We start from the raw sequence: 17,184 nt of genomic DNA on the forward strand, positions 1-17,184 counted from the left end.
CCCTGACTACCTACTAACCTAAAAATTATTTAGCTGGTTGTTTTTTCTTGTTATAGTGCCGATGCTGGTTAACTTCCATAATAATCGGCAAAATGACAGGATGACGATGGGTTTGTTCATAAAGATAATGATTGAGGTTCTCTCGGATGTCTTGTTTTAAATGACTCCAATCAAACTCCTTATTATCTAAATTATCTTGAACGACTTTAGAAACAATTTCAGCACTTTCTGTCATTAAATCACGACTAGCTTTGACAAAAACAAACCCCCGCGAAGTAATTTTTGGTGTATCAATAATCCGATGTTTTTTGCGATCGATCGTAACAACTGCAATAAAAATCCCATCATCAGATAAAACTTTACGATCTCGTAAAACTATATTACCTATATCCCCAACACCACTGCCATCGATCATGGTATTGCCAGCTTCAACTGAGGAAGCCATGATCATTTTATTTTTTGCATATTCTAAAACATCACCGTTTTTCAGCAAGAAAATATTTTGTGGCTTCATTCCAACTTGTTGAGCAGATTCTGCATGTGCAAACATTAAGCGATATTCACCTTGAATCGGAACTAAATACTTTGGATGCAATAGGTTGATCAATAACTGTAGATCACGTTTACTTGCATGACCAGAAGAATTATATTCATCCGAAATGGCTTTGACTTCTGCACCAGCACGATAAATCATATCACGTGTTTTAGCTACCTTAGTATCCATCGCATGCGATGGAGTTGTAGTAATGAAGGCCAAGTCTCCTTCTGATAAGTTAATACCTTTATACTTACCTGTGGCCATTCGATACAATGACTTCAAAGGTTCGCCCGCACGACCAGCTTCCAACACAATCAATTGTTCAGGCTGATATTTCCCCATAGATGCTGGCTTGATCAGCAAGTCTTTCTTAGGTAAATGTAATTTTTTCATCTTAAGAGCAGTATTAATAACTTTTTCAGCATCAAAGCCTGTTAGAGTTACCTTACGATCCTTAGCAGCTGCTGCATCCAAAACTTGTTGGATCCTCATCAAGTTAGACGCAACACAAGCAACGATCACACGTCCCTTATGATACTCAAAAGTTTCGCTGATCAAATCAGCAATCACATGCTCATCAACCGGCTCGGCTGGATTTTCAGCATTAGCAGAATCACTTAACAAAGCAATGACTCCTTCTTTGCCGATTTCAGCTAACCGCCCAAAATCCGTCCGATAACCAACACTGGCAGTTTGATCAAATTTAAAATCACCAGTGTATACTACATCACCTTTATTTGTTTTAACAACTATTCCCAATGACTCAGGAACTGAATGAGTGGTACTAAAGAAAGAAATCGTGGCATTCTCAAAATCAATTTCAGTATCAGCGTTGATAACATGAAAATCATTAAATTTTTTGGCGCCTTCCTCATTTTCACAAGCAATTTTGGCCAAAGCAATCGTAAATTCTGAACCAAAAACTGGCACGTTAAACTCACTAACGAAATATGGTAGTGCACCAATTGCATCAGCATGCCCGTGACTCAAAAATACACCTACGATTTTTTCTGAATTTTCCCGTAAATAATCAAAGTTGGGGATCACTGTATCAATACCTAATAATTCATTTTCAGGATATTTCAATCCACAATCAAGGATAAAAATTTCATCTTTAACCTCGACAATATACATATTCTTTCCATTTTCTCTAACACCACCAAGTGCAGAGATTTTTACGTCACTCATTTCCTCACCTCACTTATCTATATTAATTATCTAAATTTTTTCCTAAATCCTTTTGTTGCTCCTTGCTCAAGGGTAAAATCGGCAATCTTGGCTCACCAACAAAAACATTTCTTCGATTTAGAGCCGCCTTCACCGGTGCCGGGGACGGTAAGCTAAATAACGCCTTGATTCCAGGAAGGATTGCGCGCATTATCTTGCCTGCAGGATCAACTTTCCCACAATCTATATCCTGATACATTTGTTTCATCTGCATGCCAAATATATGGCTAGCAACAGAAATAATTCCTGCGCCATCCAATATTTTAACCTCCAAAGCATCTTCGTCTTCACCTGAATATACCAAGAATTCAGTCGGGGACTTATCGATCAGCATTGCCAGATCCGCTGTTCCTGTACAATTTTTGACTCCAATAATATTAGGATGTTGGGCAAGTTTAAGAATGGTAGGAACTTCCATTTTTACGCCTGTCCTGCCAGGTATATTATAAATGATAATTGGTAAATTACTAGCATCAGCCACTTTAATAAAATGCGCCATCATACCATTTTGGTCAGGCTTATTATAATACGGCACTACTATTAAAAGAGCCGTCAGTCCAGAATCAGCAGTTAAAGCTTGGACATCTGTGACCGTAGCTCGTGTACTGTTGCTACCTACACCAGCAATAACCGGAACACGATCATCAATGATCTTTATAGTCTTCTGGATCATTTCATTTCGTTCAGCAGCCGTTAGATTTGGTCCTTCACCTGTCGTTCCATTTATTAAAATACCTTGACTACCATTTTTTAGCAAATATTCGAGTAAGACATTAAGGCGTTGTGTATCAACTTCATCTTGTTCATTAAAAGGAGTGACCATGGCCGTAATGATTTGAGTAAGTTTTAAATCTTTCATATCCAATTTCCCTTCAACGATTTGGAACGCATAATAGGCCTAACTTATCTAAAGATTCGGCAATCTGAACTGAATTCCAAGCTGCCCCCTTCAACAGGTTATCGGCTACACAGTAAAGATGGAAAGCATTTTGCTGTTCACCATCTGCACGAATACGACCGACATATGTTTCTTTTTGCCCCGTGGCTTCAAGCGCCTGTGGAAAAACTTGGTGAACGGGGTCATCTCTTAAAATAACCCCCGGAGCATTCTGCAAGATCTGTTGTAACTTTGCAACAGTAGCTCCACTTTTTTCCAATTCAAACCAGACTGATTCTGAATGAGAGATTGGAACGGGAACACGTACACAAGTAGCAGTTACTTGGATCTGTTCATTTTCCATAATTTTTTTGGTTTCATGAATCATTTTCCATTCCTCATGTGTATAGCCACCATCCTCAAAAACATCTATTTGAGCCAAAGGGTTAAATGCAATTTGATAATGCTCTGGTGCATTTGTAACAGGTAAAATTTCCGGTTTATATTCCTGTTGATTTAAAACAGCTTTAGTTTCAGAGTATAATTCTTTGATCGCACGATTTCCTGCACCAGAAACGGCCTGCATAGTTGTCACAATTACTTTTTTTAAGCCGAATTCTTTTCGTAATGGTTCTAAAGCTACTACCATTTGAATCGTTGAACAATTTGGATTTGCAACCAATCCCTGATGTTTATACAAAGCTTGCTCATTGACTTCAGGTACAACCAACGGAACTGAGGGATCCATTCGAAACGCACTAGTGTTATCTACAACTACCGCGCCACGTCTAATTGCTTCAGGTGCCAACTTTTTCGAAACACTACCACCCGCTGAGAAAAAAGCTAGGTCAACACCTTCAAACGACGACGGAAGAGCTTCTTGAACTTTAAGTTTCTGACCATTATATTCTAGTGTTTTACCTACAGATCTTTGAGAAGCCAAGAGCTTAATGCTAGCAATAGGTAAACTAGTTTCTTCTAACATTTTGATTATTCTCGTGCCAACTGCACCAGTTGCTCCTACAACAGCAATATTATATCCCGTCACAAGTATCCCCTTCTTCGTCTTATTTAAACACACATTATATCATAGATAAGGGAGTCCTTGATAACAAAAGATTAAATTTACTTTAGTTTATGCTTTTTATTTTTCTCCTTTTTGCTTGATCACAAACTGTGGTGCCTTTTTATGATATTGTCTATCATGTGAGCTTTTTTTATCAGATCTTTGATTAAAATTAGAATTTTTAGAAGAGTTACTTTCAACCAACGCACGATGTGAAGCTTTAATCCGATCATGTGTATCTACCTCTGTAACTTTGACTGGTAGCTTTTCGCCAACCGAGATAACGTCAGAAACTTTATTAACGTGCTGTGCTTGTAACTGAGAAATATGCACTAAGGCTTGTTTATGATGGAACAACTCAACTATCGCTCCAAATTTTTCGATCCTAACGACCGTTGATTCGTATACCTCACCGACTTTAACTTTCTTTGTCAGCGTTTTAATAATACTTTCAGTACGATCGATCATATTTTGTTTACTAGACATTATCCGAACCGTTCCGTCTTCTTCGATATCAATTTTAGTCCCCGTCTCATTGATAATTTTATTGATGGTTTCGCCACCTTTACCAATGACGACTTTAATTTGATCTTGCTTTATTTTCATTGTTTCAACTTTAGGGGCAAATTCAGACAAACGCTCACGTGGAGCAGGAATTGTAGCTTCGATCACGTCTAAAATTTGCAGACGTGCTTTTTTAGCTTGTTCTAATGAACGCTGTAAAATTTCTCGATCTACACCAGCAACTTTAATATCCATTTGTAAAGCCGTAATTCCTTGTCTAGTACCAGCAACTTTAAAGTCCATGTCTCCTAAATGATCTTCCATCCCTGAAATATCAGTTAAAATAGTATAATTTTGCTCATCTTTGACTAGGCCCATTGCTACTCCAGCAACTGGTGCCTTGATCGGAACACCACCTGCCATCAAAGCCAATGTTCCTGCACAAATACTGGCCTGGGAAGACGAACCATTCGATCCTAACACATCAGCCACTAAACGAATTGTGTATGGAAACACATTCGTTTGGGGGATTATTGGACTTAAGGCCCGCTCCCCCAGAGCCCCATGCCCGATCTCCCTGCGACCAGGAGCCCGCATCCGTCCTGTTTCACCGACGGAAAATTGAGGAAAATTATATTGATGAATAAAATTCTTGACTCTTTCTTCTCCTAGTTCATCAATTGTTTGTCCTTCAGAAAGTGGTGCTAAAGTTAAAGTTGATAAAACCTGAGTTTGACCACGAGTAAACAAACCAGAGCCATGGACTCGCGGAATATAATCAACTTTGGCATTAAGCGGACGAATCTCATCAACTGCCCGGTGATCTGAACGGACTTTATCTACACTTATCAATTTACGGACGATTTTTTTCTCTAAATCCTCCAAAATATTATTAATTACGGTTAAATCAAAAGATGTTGCACTCGTTTGTGATTCTAATTGCTCCGCATAATGGTCTAATATCATATTTTTAACTGCTGTTATATTTTCATCTTGTTCTTGCTTATTGTTCGTTAAAATAGCTTTTGTCAGTGGCTCTTGAGCTTGCAGCGTAACCTCAGAGATTAATGCTGGATCAGAAGGTTCGACAAGAAACGAACGTTTAGGCAACCCAATTTCAGAAATGATCTTAGACTGAAATTGGCATAGCCTCCTTATTTCTCGCTCGCCAAAATCCAAAGCGTCTAAAATATCTTCTTCGACAATTTCATTACAACCAGCCTCGACCATATTAATGCTATCTGTTGTACCTGCTACAGTAATATCTAAATCAGATTCCCGCAATTGGCTTTGTGTTGGTGCTAGTACCAAATCATGAGAAATACGTCCAATTTCAACTGCAGACACCGGACCTTTAAAGGGAATATCAGAAATACCTAAACAAAGTGAGCTCCCGAATAAAGCTGCTAAGGCCGGTGAACAATCGGGTTCAGCACTCAAAACTATATTAGTGACCTGGACCTCATCTTTAAAACCATCTGGAAATAAGGGACGTATCGGACGATCGATCATACGGGCAGTCAACGTTGCACTGTCACTTGGTTTACCCTCACGTTTAATGAAACCACCTGGTATTTTACCTGCCGCATATTTTTTTTCTTCGTAATTGATCGTCAATGGAAAAAAATCTGAATCATTTGTTCCAGTTTTACTGACAACTGCGGATAAAACGGTAGTGTTGCCAAACCTTACCAAAACTGATCCATTTGCTTGTTTAGCAACTTCTCCACTTTCCACTATCAAATCATGTCCTGCCAACTTAGTAGTATATGTATTTTTTACCATAAAAACGTCCTCCAAAATTATATTCCTTGATTTCTGATAAAATTATAAGTATATTATACATTTTTTGGAAGCGCTTTGCATCGTGCATATGTTTTTGTTCAAAATTATCTTTTTAAAATAAAAAAATTGGAAATCGTTTAACGATTTCCAATTACAATTAATATTAACGACGTAAACCAAGACTTTGAATCAAGTCACGGTAACGATGAACATCTTCACTACGAAGATAAGCTAACAAGTTACGACGATGACCGATCTTCTTAAGCAAACCACGTTGTGAAGCATAATCTTTCTTGTGATCACTAATATGCGCGTTCAACTCATTAATATCAGCTGTCAAGACTGCAATCTGTACTTCAGCAGAACCTGTGTCGCCTTCATGACGTGCATATTTCTGCATGATTTCATTTTTCTTTTCTTTTGAAACTGCCATTGGTAAATCCCACCCTTCAATTTTTTTGTCCCCTGAACCGTGTAAACCGGCGGTGAGCATCGCATAAACTCAGTCCAAGGATCATACATTTAAATGTACAACCTACACTATACTAAACCCTTTTATTATTTGCAAGTTTTTTTCAAAAAAATACTTACGATCACAATAATTAGCATAATCTAAAATTAATAACAGAACACAAAACGGAAGTTTTTCTGTATTATATACGATTTTTATTGCAATGTTATTATTGCCCTTGTATAATTATTGATGTTAAATTCAATGATTACTTAAAGGAATCACACAAGTGAGGTGACATCGATGCCAATTATTAAATCCGCAATGAACCGTGTTAAAACAAACGAAAAAGCTAATGCACGTAACACTGCTCAATTAAGTGAAATGCGCAATGCAGTTAGAAAGTTTGAAAATGCTAAGACAGCTGGTGCTGACAACGTTGAAGAATTGTTCAACCAAGCAGTTTCAGCAGTCGACAAGGCTCATTCAAAAGGCTTGATCAAAGCAAATAAGGCTGCTCGTGATAAATCACGTATGGCTGCTCGTTTAGCCAAATAATTCTATTAAACCGTTACTTACTTTAAAAAGTGGCGGTTTTTTGTTTGAAATCAAGCAATACTTCTATGCTGACTAAAGTTCAATAAAAAAAATTGGAACAATAATTCTGGATCAATAGAAGAAGATTTCATCTTTTCTTCAACATGAACTAACCCTGTATATGCAATTTGTAAATCGCCTCTTTTAAACTGACGATTTTTTCGCAAAGCTAATTTAACTCGATAAGGATGAGCCTTCAACTGTTTTGCAATGCTACCTTGGTCGTAACCATGCTCACGTAAGATCATCGCTTGTAGCATTAACCTAAATTGCCCCTCTAAAATTGCGTTGATTTTTATCGGTTCCTCTTTTTGTAGTAACAATTCTTGATACATTGCCAACGCTTCTTTAACCTTTCGACCTAAAACCAAATCAACTAAATCAAACACATTTTGCTCAAAAGAACGTGCCACTAACCCTGTAACATCATCCTTACTAATAACCTTTGTATCATTCGTTGCCAAAAGTAACTTAGGTAATTCATTCATTATTGTGGTTAACTCAGCTCCAGTTCTTTCCAACAACAATTCAAGTGCAGCTGGCTTTAATTGGTAACCTTTTTTTTGCAAATATGTTGACAAAAAAACTCGAACTTCTCTTTCCTTTAAAGGGGTACACTCTACAAATTCAGCTGTTTTTCTTAATTGCTTGGTTATTTTTTTTCGCTCATCAAGTTTAGGATAAGGTGCCATGATAAACAATATCGTGGACGATTCTGGATGCTTTAAATATTTTAAAAAACTGTCTAAATCATGATCTAAAGAGTTTTTTTGACGTGAACCCGTTAAAAAATAAGGTCGTTCAATGACTACTAGTCGATAGTCTCCAAAAAAAGGTAATGACATCGCATCATTTAAAGCAACTGATAAATTAACACTTTCCATGTCATAACGACCAATATTAAATTCCTGTTGTTCTTCTGGTATTAAGCTTAACAAATAATCTTTAAATTTGTCTTGCAAGTAGTTTTCTGTTCCCAACGCTACATACACTGGTGCGACTTTTCCCTTTGAAATATTGTTAATGGTCTGTTGAACCTTCATTTTTTTCCTTCTTCTCTTTAATGTCTGTTTGATCAAATGTTTCAATTTTCAATTTTTTCCGACGATCAGCTTTTAACTTGATCATTCCACTCTGTGCAGTTATGACAAAAGGAACTTTATTCTTTTTCAAAGTGGCTAATGTTTCTGCATTAGGATGTCCATAACGATTATTTCGCCCAGCAGAAATAATTGCTAATTTAGGATTTAGGTGCTCGATAAAGGTTGGTGCACTCGATGTTTTACTACCATGATGTCCTGTTTTCATAACATCAGCAGTTAAAGTTGGATATTTTTGAATGACCTTAAGTTCATTTACTTGATCTAAATCCCCTGTAAACAAAAAGTGCTGCCCACTCATACGATACAATAGCACCATTGAATCTTCATTCTTTCCCGCTCCACTTTCAAATGGGTGTAAAATTTGAATTGGAAATTCGCTAGTTTGATCGGTTACTGGTGTAACGACTTGTGGTTTTATTTTCGAGTTTCTTAAACGATTTTGAAAACTAGCTAATTTTTCCATACCTGCAGGTAAATAGAGCCGCTTGATTTTGATATTTTGACTAATGCTAGGAAAATTTCCAACATGGTCTGTGTCTTGATGAGTTAGATATAAACGGTCAATTCTTGAAATACCTTTACTGTGCAAATAATTTACCACAACTGTTTCACCATTTGTTCTACTATTTCTAACTTGCCACTTCTGGGTATTAAATGATAAACGACCACCTGTATCGATCAAAAAAACATCACGGTTAAACTTCGTTTTAATAAGCGAACAATCTCCTTGACCAATGTCAAAGTATGTTACTTCACTTTCGAAGGGAAAATGGATCCAGCAAAATGCTAATAGATAAGAAATTAAAATATAAAAGATTTTCATTTTCTTTTTCTTACTAACCTCTAGCCAAAGCATTGACCCTAACCAAATAAAGATAAATATCAATGGCGGTTTACCAAATATTATTGTACCAGGAACGCTTGCTCCCCATGCAAAAAAATGCTGGACTAAGACTAAGATTGCATTACATATTGGTCTAAAAGGGACAAAAATAAAGCCAATTACCACGACTGGAAAAATTATCCAGTCAAAAAAAGGGCCGATCAGAATCGATAATGGAATCGTCCAAATGTTCCAAGTAAAAACATGCCAAAGAACTAACGGTAGCGTAAAGCCTCCCATCTTAGCACCGATCAGAAACTGATCTTTTTCCTGACTAAACATCAAAATTAATGTTAATAAATAACTGAGTTGAGCTCCCAAAGAAAAAACAGCCATAGGCGTTATAAGCAAATTCAATAACAATACAAAAGACCAAGTTTCAATGCCTGACATTTTCCATGATCCACATCGTGAACTAAAAATATGTAACCATGACATAGAAAGTGAACGCAATAAGCCTAATGAACCGCCACCTATTATACCGTAAATTGGCAACAAAAATAATAGAATTAAATCAGCAGTTTCTTTAGTTACCCAGAATTTTCTTGTCACATAACGAACAATGCTAATAAGGTAATAAACATGCATCCCTGATAACGTGAAAAGATAGAGTAACCCTAGCTTATTTATTTGATCCATTGAGTCCTGAAAATTTTCACTTTGGTATCCTATTAGTAAGACTTGGATAAACCAACCTAAAGGCTGTGGCATCATATCTAAGTAATCAATTATTTTCTTGCGCAAACTATGGAAAAAAGAAAAGATAGTATTTCTTTGAAATTTAGTAAAAGCTTTTATTTGTTTAGCCTGCAATTGGTTAAATACATTCTTTCCTGCCATATATTGTCGAAAGTCAAACTCATTTTCATTCGTAGGCCCACGGATCCCGTTCATTTTTCCGCTGATCTGAACAAAAGCTGCAGTTTGTATTTTAGCAAATTGCTTTTTTTCTTCTTCTGTTTTAAAACGATAATAAACTAAAATCCGTTGCTTTTTACTTAGAGATTTACCTGTAAACTTTAACAAATCACCACTGATAGTATAATCATCGGGTTCTAGAAGAACTCCCATTTGATTAACTTCAATCTCATTATTTAAAGTCTTATTTTGCATATTATTTTGCCACAAGATAAGGTAACTTGCCCAAATTAAACAAAAAAGCAAATTAATTGCAAAAATCACTTTTCTTTTTAGCTTCCAAATACGTAACTGCAATAACAACCACAATAGTGTCCATAATAAAGAATGCGCAAAAATAATAAATGCTAAAAATACAGCATCTATTGATAAAAAGAAAAGATAATATTGACGAGTTATTACTTCTCCTTTGGTCGGAAATGTTCATCAGTAAAAATACCGTTTAAATATTTTTCATCGATTTCGACTTCTTGAACAGTAACATTTTTTCTATTTAAAAGAGAAACGGCATATGGATCATTATGATAATTTCTTAAATAATAAATTTTTTGAACGCCAGCTTGTAAAAGCATTTTTGTACACTGTAAACAGGGAAAATCTGTTACATAAATCTCCGATCCATCTGTTGCTACACCAAATTTTGCACATTGCAAAATAGCATTCATTTCGGCATGAATAGTTCGCACGCAATGACCATCGACTAAATAACAGTTATCGTCAATGCAATGTACATCTCCCGACACCGAACCATTATAGCCGCCTGCAATTATTCTTTTATCTCGTACTAAAATTGCGCCAACGGAAAGACGTTTACATGTACTTCTTGTAGATAATAAAACTGCTTGTGTCATAAAATACTGATTCCAAGGTATCCTTTCTTCAACCATAAATTTTTCTCCTTTTACTTGTTAAAATAAGTATAGCATATCTGTTTTTTAATCAATAAGTTAAAGTAACTTTTAACTTATTATGATTCACTCAATTGTAATTTGATCAGATAGACTTTCAAAAATTTTATCACCTATTCCCGAAACATTCTTCAAATCTTCAATTGTTTTAAAGCTTCCTTTTTCTTGCCTGTACGCAATAATTTGATCTGCCTTCTTATCTCCGATACCATTTAACTCCGTTAGTTTTTCTTTAGGCGCTAAATTTATATTAATCTTCTCATTACCATCTGGCTGGTTGATTCCTTCATCTAAAGTGTCACTAGAAGCAGTTTCTTCTCCATTGACCTGAGAAGTATCATTTTTGTCATTCTTTACTAAAACTGGACTATTTATTTGAGTCTCATCCCCTTTAACCGGAATATATACCAACATCTGATCCGCTAACTTATGCGAGAGATTCACTTGGTCAAGATCGGCGTCTTTTTTTATTCCACCCGCTTTTTTAATTACGCCATCAACTCTCTGGTTGGCCTGTACAGTGATCACACCTGGATTTTTAACTGCTCCTTTGACATCAACTTGAATTTTGGACTTGCTATTTTCTGCTTGAGACACAGAAGATGACATACTTGACTGAACCTGAGTGGATGTAGACAGCGCATTACTATTATTACCCTGCGTTAAATCATACTCACTTTGACTCTGCATTTCCATACCATTGTCATTGAGAAAGTTTTCCTTGATTTTTGGCATTAAAAGAAACAATAAAACTAAGACGCACACACCAACAAAAATAAACTTATTTTTATACTCTTCCCACAAATCACTTACTTTTTCCATAGGCATTATCCTTTCAGCTTATATGATATATATACGCAAAAAAGAGAAATTTATGTTTTAAATTTCTCTTTTTTATTTAGTATTTTCTAAAAAAGATATTGCCTGCAAAACATCTTTGACAGGAACAACTCGCATCTTAGCATTAATTTCATTTGCAGTTTTTTTAGCAACCTTATAATTATTTTGTTTTCTCAATTTTGGTTCATTTGGAACCATAAAAATATTCGCTTTTGAATTTTTGGCAGCAACAACTTTCTGTTCTATACCGCCAATTTGACCAACTCGACCATCTGATTCGATAGTTCCAGTACCGGCTATCTTCTGCCCTTTTAATAAATTTTTATTGCTAAGCTGACTATACATTTGTAATGTCAACATCAATCCAGCAGATGGTCCACCAATATTTTGCATATCGGTCGAAATCGGGACCTTGCTATAAGTCTTAGTACGATCAGTCAACGTAATTCCTAAACCATGACGCGAGCTATTTGGTAGTTTCACCAAATTACCTGAAGTTGATTTTTCTTTGTTGCCACGCTCGTAGGTCACATCAACTTTTTGTTGAACTGGAATGTCTTTAATAGCACGGATATATTCAGTAGAATTATTATAATGATGTCCATTGACTTGTGTTACTACATCACCAACTTTTAATACATCCGCAAAGTCAGAATTTTTAAGAACAGACATCACATATAAACCAATATATTTCCTATTAACATCCTCGCCGGACATTTTTAAAGCTTGATATTTTGCTTCAGCTATCGATGAGGTCATATAGTACTTTTGAATCCTTTGCATCTCTTTGTCACTATAATCGCCTCTCTCCTGCTTAGCAGGTACCCGAGTCGTGTGTTTGTTAGTAAAGCTTAATAGCCATGTGATCGGTGTAGCTTTCATTTGTTTTACATAAACCAACATAAAAGCACCCGAACTTTTATCTTTTTTACCCTTGACCTTAACGTATGACGCAACATCTTTTGCTGCACCAGGTGAATCGATATAAACTGGTAAAGGTAAAAATAAACTTAATAAAAGCATCACAACAGCAATTAAATGCCATACTTTAAGTTTTATTTTTTTATTCATTAGCCCATTTTTTTCTTAGAGCTGCTTCAACATTAGCCGGAACAAATTGATCAATATCTCCATGAAATTGGCCAACTTCTTTGATCATACTAGATGACAAAAAAGAAAATTCTGGTCGAGCAAGTAATAAAACTGTTTCAATTTCAGGAGACAAACGGCTATTCATTGCAGCAATCTCACGTTCATATTCAAAATCTTTAACGTCACGTACGCCACGTACTAATATAGAAGCATTCAATCGATGCATGACGTTAACTGTTAAATCAGATTCAACAGCAATGACCTCCACATTTCCAATCGACGTAACATTTTCTTTGATCAATTCTAATTTTTCGTCAGTTGTAAGTAATGGCTTTTTGGCCGTATTTGTCATAACTGCCACGATGATTCTATCGTACATCTTAGATGCCCTTAAAATTAAATCTAAATGCCCATTTGTCAATGGATCAAAGCTCCCTGGGAATAATGCTATCATTTTAATCTTCACCGCCGATAAATTTATAGTAAGTTAATTCTGTTATTCCATAATCGACCTGTTTAAGTAAGTCAAAACCCGATAATTCACTTGGTAAATGGGCATTTTGATCCGTCTCACAGACAATAACAGTCCCGGTTATTACTAAGTGAAATTTAACCAAATCTTGAATCATTTTAACAATTTTTTGCTCACGGTATGGCGGATCAAAGAAAACATAATTGAATTGCTCTTCTTTTGCGGCAAGCACCTTTAAGATCTTAAATGAATCGCCTTTGATCACAAAAAAACGTTGCTCATCTTTAGTGGTTGCCACATTGTCATTGATAGTTTTGATTGCTTGGTATGAACGATCGATCAAAACCGCATGCTTGGCTCCACGCGAAACAGCTTCTATCCCTAGTGCACCACTACCAGCAAATACATCTAATACATTACCACCATTGAAATAAGGACCAATAATGTTAAACATTGATTCCTTTATTTTATCAGTGGTTGGTCGTGTCTTTGTTCCGCTAACTGCCTTTAATTTTCTTCCCTTATAATTTCCTGCGACTACTCTCATCTTTTTCTCCGTACTTTAACTTATCTTGATCTTCTTCAGTCATTTTATAAATTGAACCATTTTGAAAGTCACGTTTGATTTCTGGACGCGGTGATTTGACCACTGCCTTAACAAATTTTAACTTTGAAATTTTCTGAACTGTATCAGCAACTTTGTCTTGGTCTAGATATAATATGACATACTTCATTTTTCTAGAGACGTACTGAATCGTACCATATTTACGCAAAACTTTACTCTGCTTCAAATGATACAAATATACTACAATACTTTGCCGTTGCTTAATTTGAAATGGCAACTACACTCCTCCTTTCAAAAACGATCCATGAATTATACTTCCGGCATTTCACGATCACCTTTTTGTTTGTCGCGTCTAATTTCTAATAATAGGTCTCCTGTTTCCAATAGATCACCTTTGTTAACATAAATATGTTTGATCGTACCATCAAATGGTGCCTTGATAGTCGTCTCCATCTTCATCGCTTCAGTGGCGATCATTTCGTCGCCTTTATTAACTTTTTGCCCTTTTTTTACTAAAAGTTCTAGCACTGAACCACTAAGTGTAGCACCTACGTGCTCAGGATTAGTTGGCTCAGCCTTAGGAACAGCCACACTAGCACCTACTTGATTCTGATCGTTGATCACGATCCGTGAAGTTTCACCATTGACAGAGAAAAACAATGTTCGATTACCTGCATCATCCGGTTTTGAAACAGAATCTAATTTAATAATTAGACTTTTACCATTACCAAATGAGATCTCAGTTGTTTCACCTGATCGCATACCTTGATAGAAAGTAGAGGTATCCAAATACTCAACTGCCCCAAACTGATTAGTTGTCGCTTCATATTCAGTAAAGACTTCAGGATACAAAACGTAACTCAAAACTTCCAATTTATTTGGTTGACGATTAATAATTTTAGCTAACTTCTTTTGTGTAGCCTCAAAATCAACTGGCTTTGCTAAACTACCAGGACGAACAGTTAATGGCTCTTTACCTTTCAAAACGACCTTTTGTAATTCTGGTGGAAAACCACCCACTGGTTGTCCGATATCTCCTGCAAAAAAATCCACTACCGATTGAGGAAAATCTAATTCTTGACCTCGTGTTAAAATATTATCCTCATCCAATTTGTTTTGTAACATAAATAGTGCTAAGTCACCAACAACTTTGGAACTTGGTGTGACTTTAATAATATTACCTAACAGACTATTTACAGTACGATACATCTGTTTAACTTCTTCAAAATCGGTAATACCAACTGCAGTCGCTTGTTGTTGCAAGTTAGAATATTGACCACCTGGCATACCAGTTTGATAAATATCAGTCTGCACAGAATCGTTAGTTTTCATAAAGTCTTTGTAATATGGTTTAATACCAGACCAATAACGGTTAACTGATTCAGCCGAATCTATATCTAGTTCTGGCTGCCGCTTGTCACCTGTCAAACTATAATATAAACTTGTCATCGATGGTTGGCTAGTTGTACCGGCCAGTGCGCTACTTGCAACATCAACAATATCAACGCCCGCTCTTGTTGCTTGAACATACGTAGCAATGCCATTACCAGTTGTGTCATGTGTATGCAAATGAATCGGAACATCCACAGCATCTTTTAAAGAACTGACTAATTCATAAGCAGCCTTGGGTTTCAATAAACCAGCCATATCCTTGACAGCAATAATTTGTGCACCTGCAGATACTAAATCTTTAGCTAAAGAAACAAAGTAATTTAAATCATATTTATGCTCACCAGGATTTAATAGGTCACCTGTATAGCACATTGTTCCTTCTGCGAGTTTGCCTGCATCACGAACGTACTGGATACTTTTTTCCATTTGTTCGACCCAATTCAAACTATCAAAGATACGAAATACATCAACACCTTGTTGTGCACTTTCAGCGATAAACTCGCGTAAAACATTATCAGGATAATTTTTATAACCAACAGCATTGGACCCTCGGAATAACATCTGTAACAAAGTATTTGGCATATTCTTGTTCATTAACTTCAACCGTTCCCATGGATCTTCATGTAAGAAACGATAAGCTACATCAAATGTTGCACCACCCCATACTTCGGCTGAAAACAAATCGGGGAAAGCGCGGTCATAAACATCGATTATTGGTTTCATATCTTTGGTACGCATACGTGTCGCAAATAAACTCTGGTGGGCATCACGCATTGTTGTGTCGGTCAGTAACAACTTCGATCGTTGCTTGACCCAGTCGACCACTGCCGCAGCTCCTTGAGATTTTAAAATACCCTTGGCATTTTCATGTGGGTGACCAGTTATCAAACTGGTATCTAATTGCGCCTCCGGAGAATAAACTTTTTTGTGGCGTTGAAGACCAGGATAACCGTTAACCGTAATGTCACCGATATATTTCAATAACATATTGCTAGTATTGGGTTCTTTTTCAGGAATAAACAATTCTTTTGTATCATCAATAAAAGTAGTGTGTGCCTGACCTGAAATAAACGTAGGATGTGACAAAACCTTTTGCATAAATCCGATATTAGTCTTAACACCACGAATTTGAAATTCTTCTAAAACGCGTTTCATTTTCTTAACCGCGTCATTAAAAGTCCGAGCTTGAACACAAGCCTTAACTAACAAAGAGTCAAAAAATGGTGTGACTGTAGCTCCAGCATATGCATTTCCACCATCCAAACGAACTCCAAAACCGCCTGGAGAACGATAAGTCTCGATTTTACCAGTATCTGGCAAGAAATCATTTTCTGGGTCTTCAGTGGTGATCCGACATTGAATTGCAGAACCATGCATTGTTAACTCATTTTGTTGAGGCAATTCCATATCTGTATAAAGATCTTGACCATCGGCAATTTTTATTTGTGATTGTACGATATCAATATCTGTGATCATTTCTGTCACAGTATGTTCAACTTGAACTCGTGGATTGACTTCGATAAAGTAAAAATCAGAATCAGTAACTAAAAATTCAACAGTCCCCGCATTTTGATAATTGACCGTCTTCATCAAATTAACCGCAGCATTACAAATTTCTGCTCTTCTTTGATCATCCAAGGTGATACTTGGGGCAAACTCAATTACCTTTTGGTGTCTTCGTTGCACGGAACAATCTCTTTCAAACAAATGCATTACGTGTCCATGCTTATCAGCCAAAACTTGTACTTCAATATGTTTAGGATGATCGAGATATTTTTCAACATACAATTCATCACTGCCGAAAGCCTGTTTAGCCTCACTTTTTGCCCTATTATAATTACTTTCAAGTTCACTGGCATCGTGTACGATCCGCATACCACGACCACCGCCACCTAAAGCAGCCTTTAACATGATCGGATAACCAAATTGATCGGCTAGTTTAGAAACTTCCGACAATGAAGTAACC

The 17,184-nt window shown here is 36.4% G+C and carries 15 protein-coding genes; 1 reads left to right on the plus strand and 14 read right to left on the minus strand.

The window, feature by feature from the left end; all coding sequences use genetic code 11:
• Positions 1 to 25: 25 nt before the first annotated feature.
• The 5 genes from LACPOB_RS0107710 to rpsO form a co-directional block, all read right to left on the minus strand.
• A complete protein-coding gene (locus tag LACPOB_RS0107710; protein WP_017868259.1) occupies positions 26 to 1,726 on the minus strand; it encodes a ribonuclease J in 1,701 nt (566 codons plus the stop codon).
• Between the two features lie 22 nt (positions 1,727 to 1,748).
• Positions 1,749 to 2,624 carry a 4-hydroxy-tetrahydrodipicolinate synthase gene (gene dapA, locus LACPOB_RS0107715; RefSeq protein ID WP_017868260.1) on the minus strand — a complete coding sequence of 292 codons (876 nt, stop codon included), beginning with the start codon at positions 2,622 to 2,624 and terminating at the stop codon, positions 1,749 to 1,751.
• 13 nt (positions 2,625 to 2,637) lie between these two features.
• Entirely contained in the window at positions 2,638 to 3,690 is a 1,053-nt protein-coding gene (locus tag LACPOB_RS0107720; RefSeq protein ID WP_017868261.1) for an aspartate-semialdehyde dehydrogenase, read from the minus strand.
• Positions 3,691 to 3,786: 96 nt separating this feature from the next.
• Positions 3,787 to 5,997, minus strand: coding sequence for a polyribonucleotide nucleotidyltransferase (gene pnp / locus LACPOB_RS11925; RefSeq protein WP_017868262.1), 2,211 nt, complete (start codon positions 5,995 to 5,997; stop codon positions 3,787 to 3,789).
• A 163-nt stretch (positions 5,998 to 6,160) separates the two neighbouring features.
• Positions 6,161 to 6,430, minus strand: a complete 270-nt coding sequence (gene rpsO / locus LACPOB_RS0107730; RefSeq protein ID WP_026142790.1) for a 30S ribosomal protein S15 — start codon at positions 6,428 to 6,430, stop codon at positions 6,161 to 6,163.
• A gap of 321 nt (positions 6,431 to 6,751) precedes the next feature.
• Here rpsO and rpsT point away from each other — a divergent pair, with 321 nt between their 5' ends.
• Positions 6,752 to 7,006, plus strand: a complete 255-nt coding sequence (gene rpsT / locus LACPOB_RS0107735) for a 30S ribosomal protein S20 (RefSeq protein ID WP_017868264.1) — start codon at positions 6,752 to 6,754, stop codon at positions 7,004 to 7,006.
• Positions 7,007 to 7,056: 50 nt separating this feature from the next.
• On the opposite strand, the gene holA is transcribed toward rpsT, so the two are convergent.
• From holA to LACPOB_RS11935, 9 genes are all read right to left on the minus strand, one after another.
• Positions 7,057 to 8,088 carry a DNA polymerase III subunit delta gene (holA, locus tag LACPOB_RS0107740; RefSeq protein ID WP_017868265.1) on the minus strand — a complete coding sequence of 344 codons (1,032 nt, stop codon included), beginning with the start codon at positions 8,086 to 8,088 and terminating at the stop codon, positions 7,057 to 7,059.
• Complete coding sequence (locus LACPOB_RS11930; protein ID WP_081607054.1) at positions 8,066 to 10,348, minus strand: DNA internalization-related competence protein ComEC/Rec2; 2,283 nt, start codon at positions 10,346 to 10,348, stop codon at positions 8,066 to 8,068. The genes holA and LACPOB_RS11930 overlap by 23 nt, the downstream gene beginning before the upstream one ends.
• Entirely contained in the window at positions 10,348 to 10,836 is a 489-nt protein-coding gene (locus tag LACPOB_RS0107750) for a ComE operon protein 2 (RefSeq protein ID WP_017868267.1), read from the minus strand. The genes LACPOB_RS11930 and LACPOB_RS0107750 overlap by 1 nt, the downstream gene beginning before the upstream one ends.
• An 87-nt stretch (positions 10,837 to 10,923) precedes the next feature.
• Entirely contained in the window at positions 10,924 to 11,679 is a 756-nt protein-coding gene (locus tag LACPOB_RS0107755) for a helix-hairpin-helix domain-containing protein (RefSeq protein WP_017868268.1), read from the minus strand.
• Between the two features lie 72 nt (positions 11,680 to 11,751).
• Positions 11,752 to 12,768 carry a SepM family pheromone-processing serine protease gene (locus tag LACPOB_RS0107760; protein WP_017868269.1) on the minus strand — a complete coding sequence of 339 codons (1,017 nt, stop codon included), beginning with the start codon at positions 12,766 to 12,768 and terminating at the stop codon, positions 11,752 to 11,754.
• Positions 12,761 to 13,243 (minus strand): pantetheine-phosphate adenylyltransferase, encoded by a 483-nt coding sequence (coaD, locus tag LACPOB_RS0107765; protein WP_040532994.1) that lies wholly within the window; start codon positions 13,241 to 13,243, stop codon positions 12,761 to 12,763. The genes LACPOB_RS0107760 and coaD overlap by 8 nt, the downstream gene beginning before the upstream one ends.
• 1 nt (position 13,244) lies before the next feature.
• Positions 13,245 to 13,808 carry a 16S rRNA (guanine(966)-N(2))-methyltransferase RsmD gene (gene rsmD, locus LACPOB_RS0107770; RefSeq protein WP_017868271.1) on the minus strand — a complete coding sequence of 188 codons (564 nt, stop codon included), beginning with the start codon at positions 13,806 to 13,808 and terminating at the stop codon, positions 13,245 to 13,247.
• A complete protein-coding gene (locus tag LACPOB_RS0107775) occupies positions 13,783 to 14,103 on the minus strand; it encodes a YlbG family protein (protein WP_017868272.1) in 321 nt (106 codons plus the stop codon). The genes rsmD and LACPOB_RS0107775 overlap by 26 nt, the downstream gene beginning before the upstream one ends.
• A gap of 32 nt (positions 14,104 to 14,135) precedes the next feature.
• Positions 14,136 to 17,184, minus strand: a 3,049-nt coding sequence (locus tag LACPOB_RS11935) for a pyruvate carboxylase (protein WP_017868273.1), incomplete at its 5' end; no start/stop codon positions are given.

The organism is Ligilactobacillus pobuzihii E100301 = KCTC 13174 (assembly GCF_000349725.1).
Classification (GTDB): domain Bacteria; phylum Bacillota; class Bacilli; order Lactobacillales; family Lactobacillaceae; genus Ligilactobacillus; species Ligilactobacillus pobuzihii.

Bases quoted from the DNA above. Each gene is read 5' to 3' on its own strand.
- LACPOB_RS0107710 (WP_017868259.1), bottom strand. From the start codon at position 1,726: ATGAGTGACGTAAAAATCTCTGCACTTGGTGGTGTTAGAGAAAATGGA.
- dapA (WP_017868260.1), bottom strand. From the start codon at position 2,624: ATGAAAGATTTAAAACTTACTCAAATCATTACGGCCATGGTCACTCCT.
- pnp (WP_017868262.1), bottom strand. From the start codon at position 5,997: ATGGTAAAAAATACATATACTACTAAGTTGGCAGGACATGATTTGATA.
- rpsO (WP_026142790.1), bottom strand. From the start codon at position 6,430: ATGGCAGTTTCAAAAGAAAAGAAAAATGAAATCATGCAGAAATATGCA.
- rpsT (WP_017868264.1), top strand. From the start codon at position 6,752: ATGCCAATTATTAAATCCGCAATGAACCGTGTTAAAACAAACGAAAAA.
- holA (WP_017868265.1), bottom strand. From the start codon at position 8,088: ATGAAGGTTCAACAGACCATTAACAATATTTCAAAGGGAAAAGTCGCA.
- LACPOB_RS0107750 (WP_017868267.1), bottom strand. From the start codon at position 10,836: ATGGTTGAAGAAAGGATACCTTGGAATCAGTATTTTATGACACAAGCA.
- LACPOB_RS0107755 (WP_017868268.1), bottom strand. From the start codon at position 11,679: ATGGAAAAAGTAAGTGATTTGTGGGAAGAGTATAAAAATAAGTTTATT.
- LACPOB_RS0107760 (WP_017868269.1), bottom strand. From the start codon at position 12,768: ATGAATAAAAAAATAAAACTTAAAGTATGGCATTTAATTGCTGTTGTG.
- coaD (WP_040532994.1), bottom strand. From the start codon at position 13,243: ATGATAGCATTATTCCCAGGGAGCTTTGATCCATTGACAAATGGGCAT.
- rsmD (WP_017868271.1), bottom strand. From the start codon at position 13,808: ATGAGAGTAGTCGCAGGAAATTATAAGGGAAGAAAATTAAAGGCAGTT.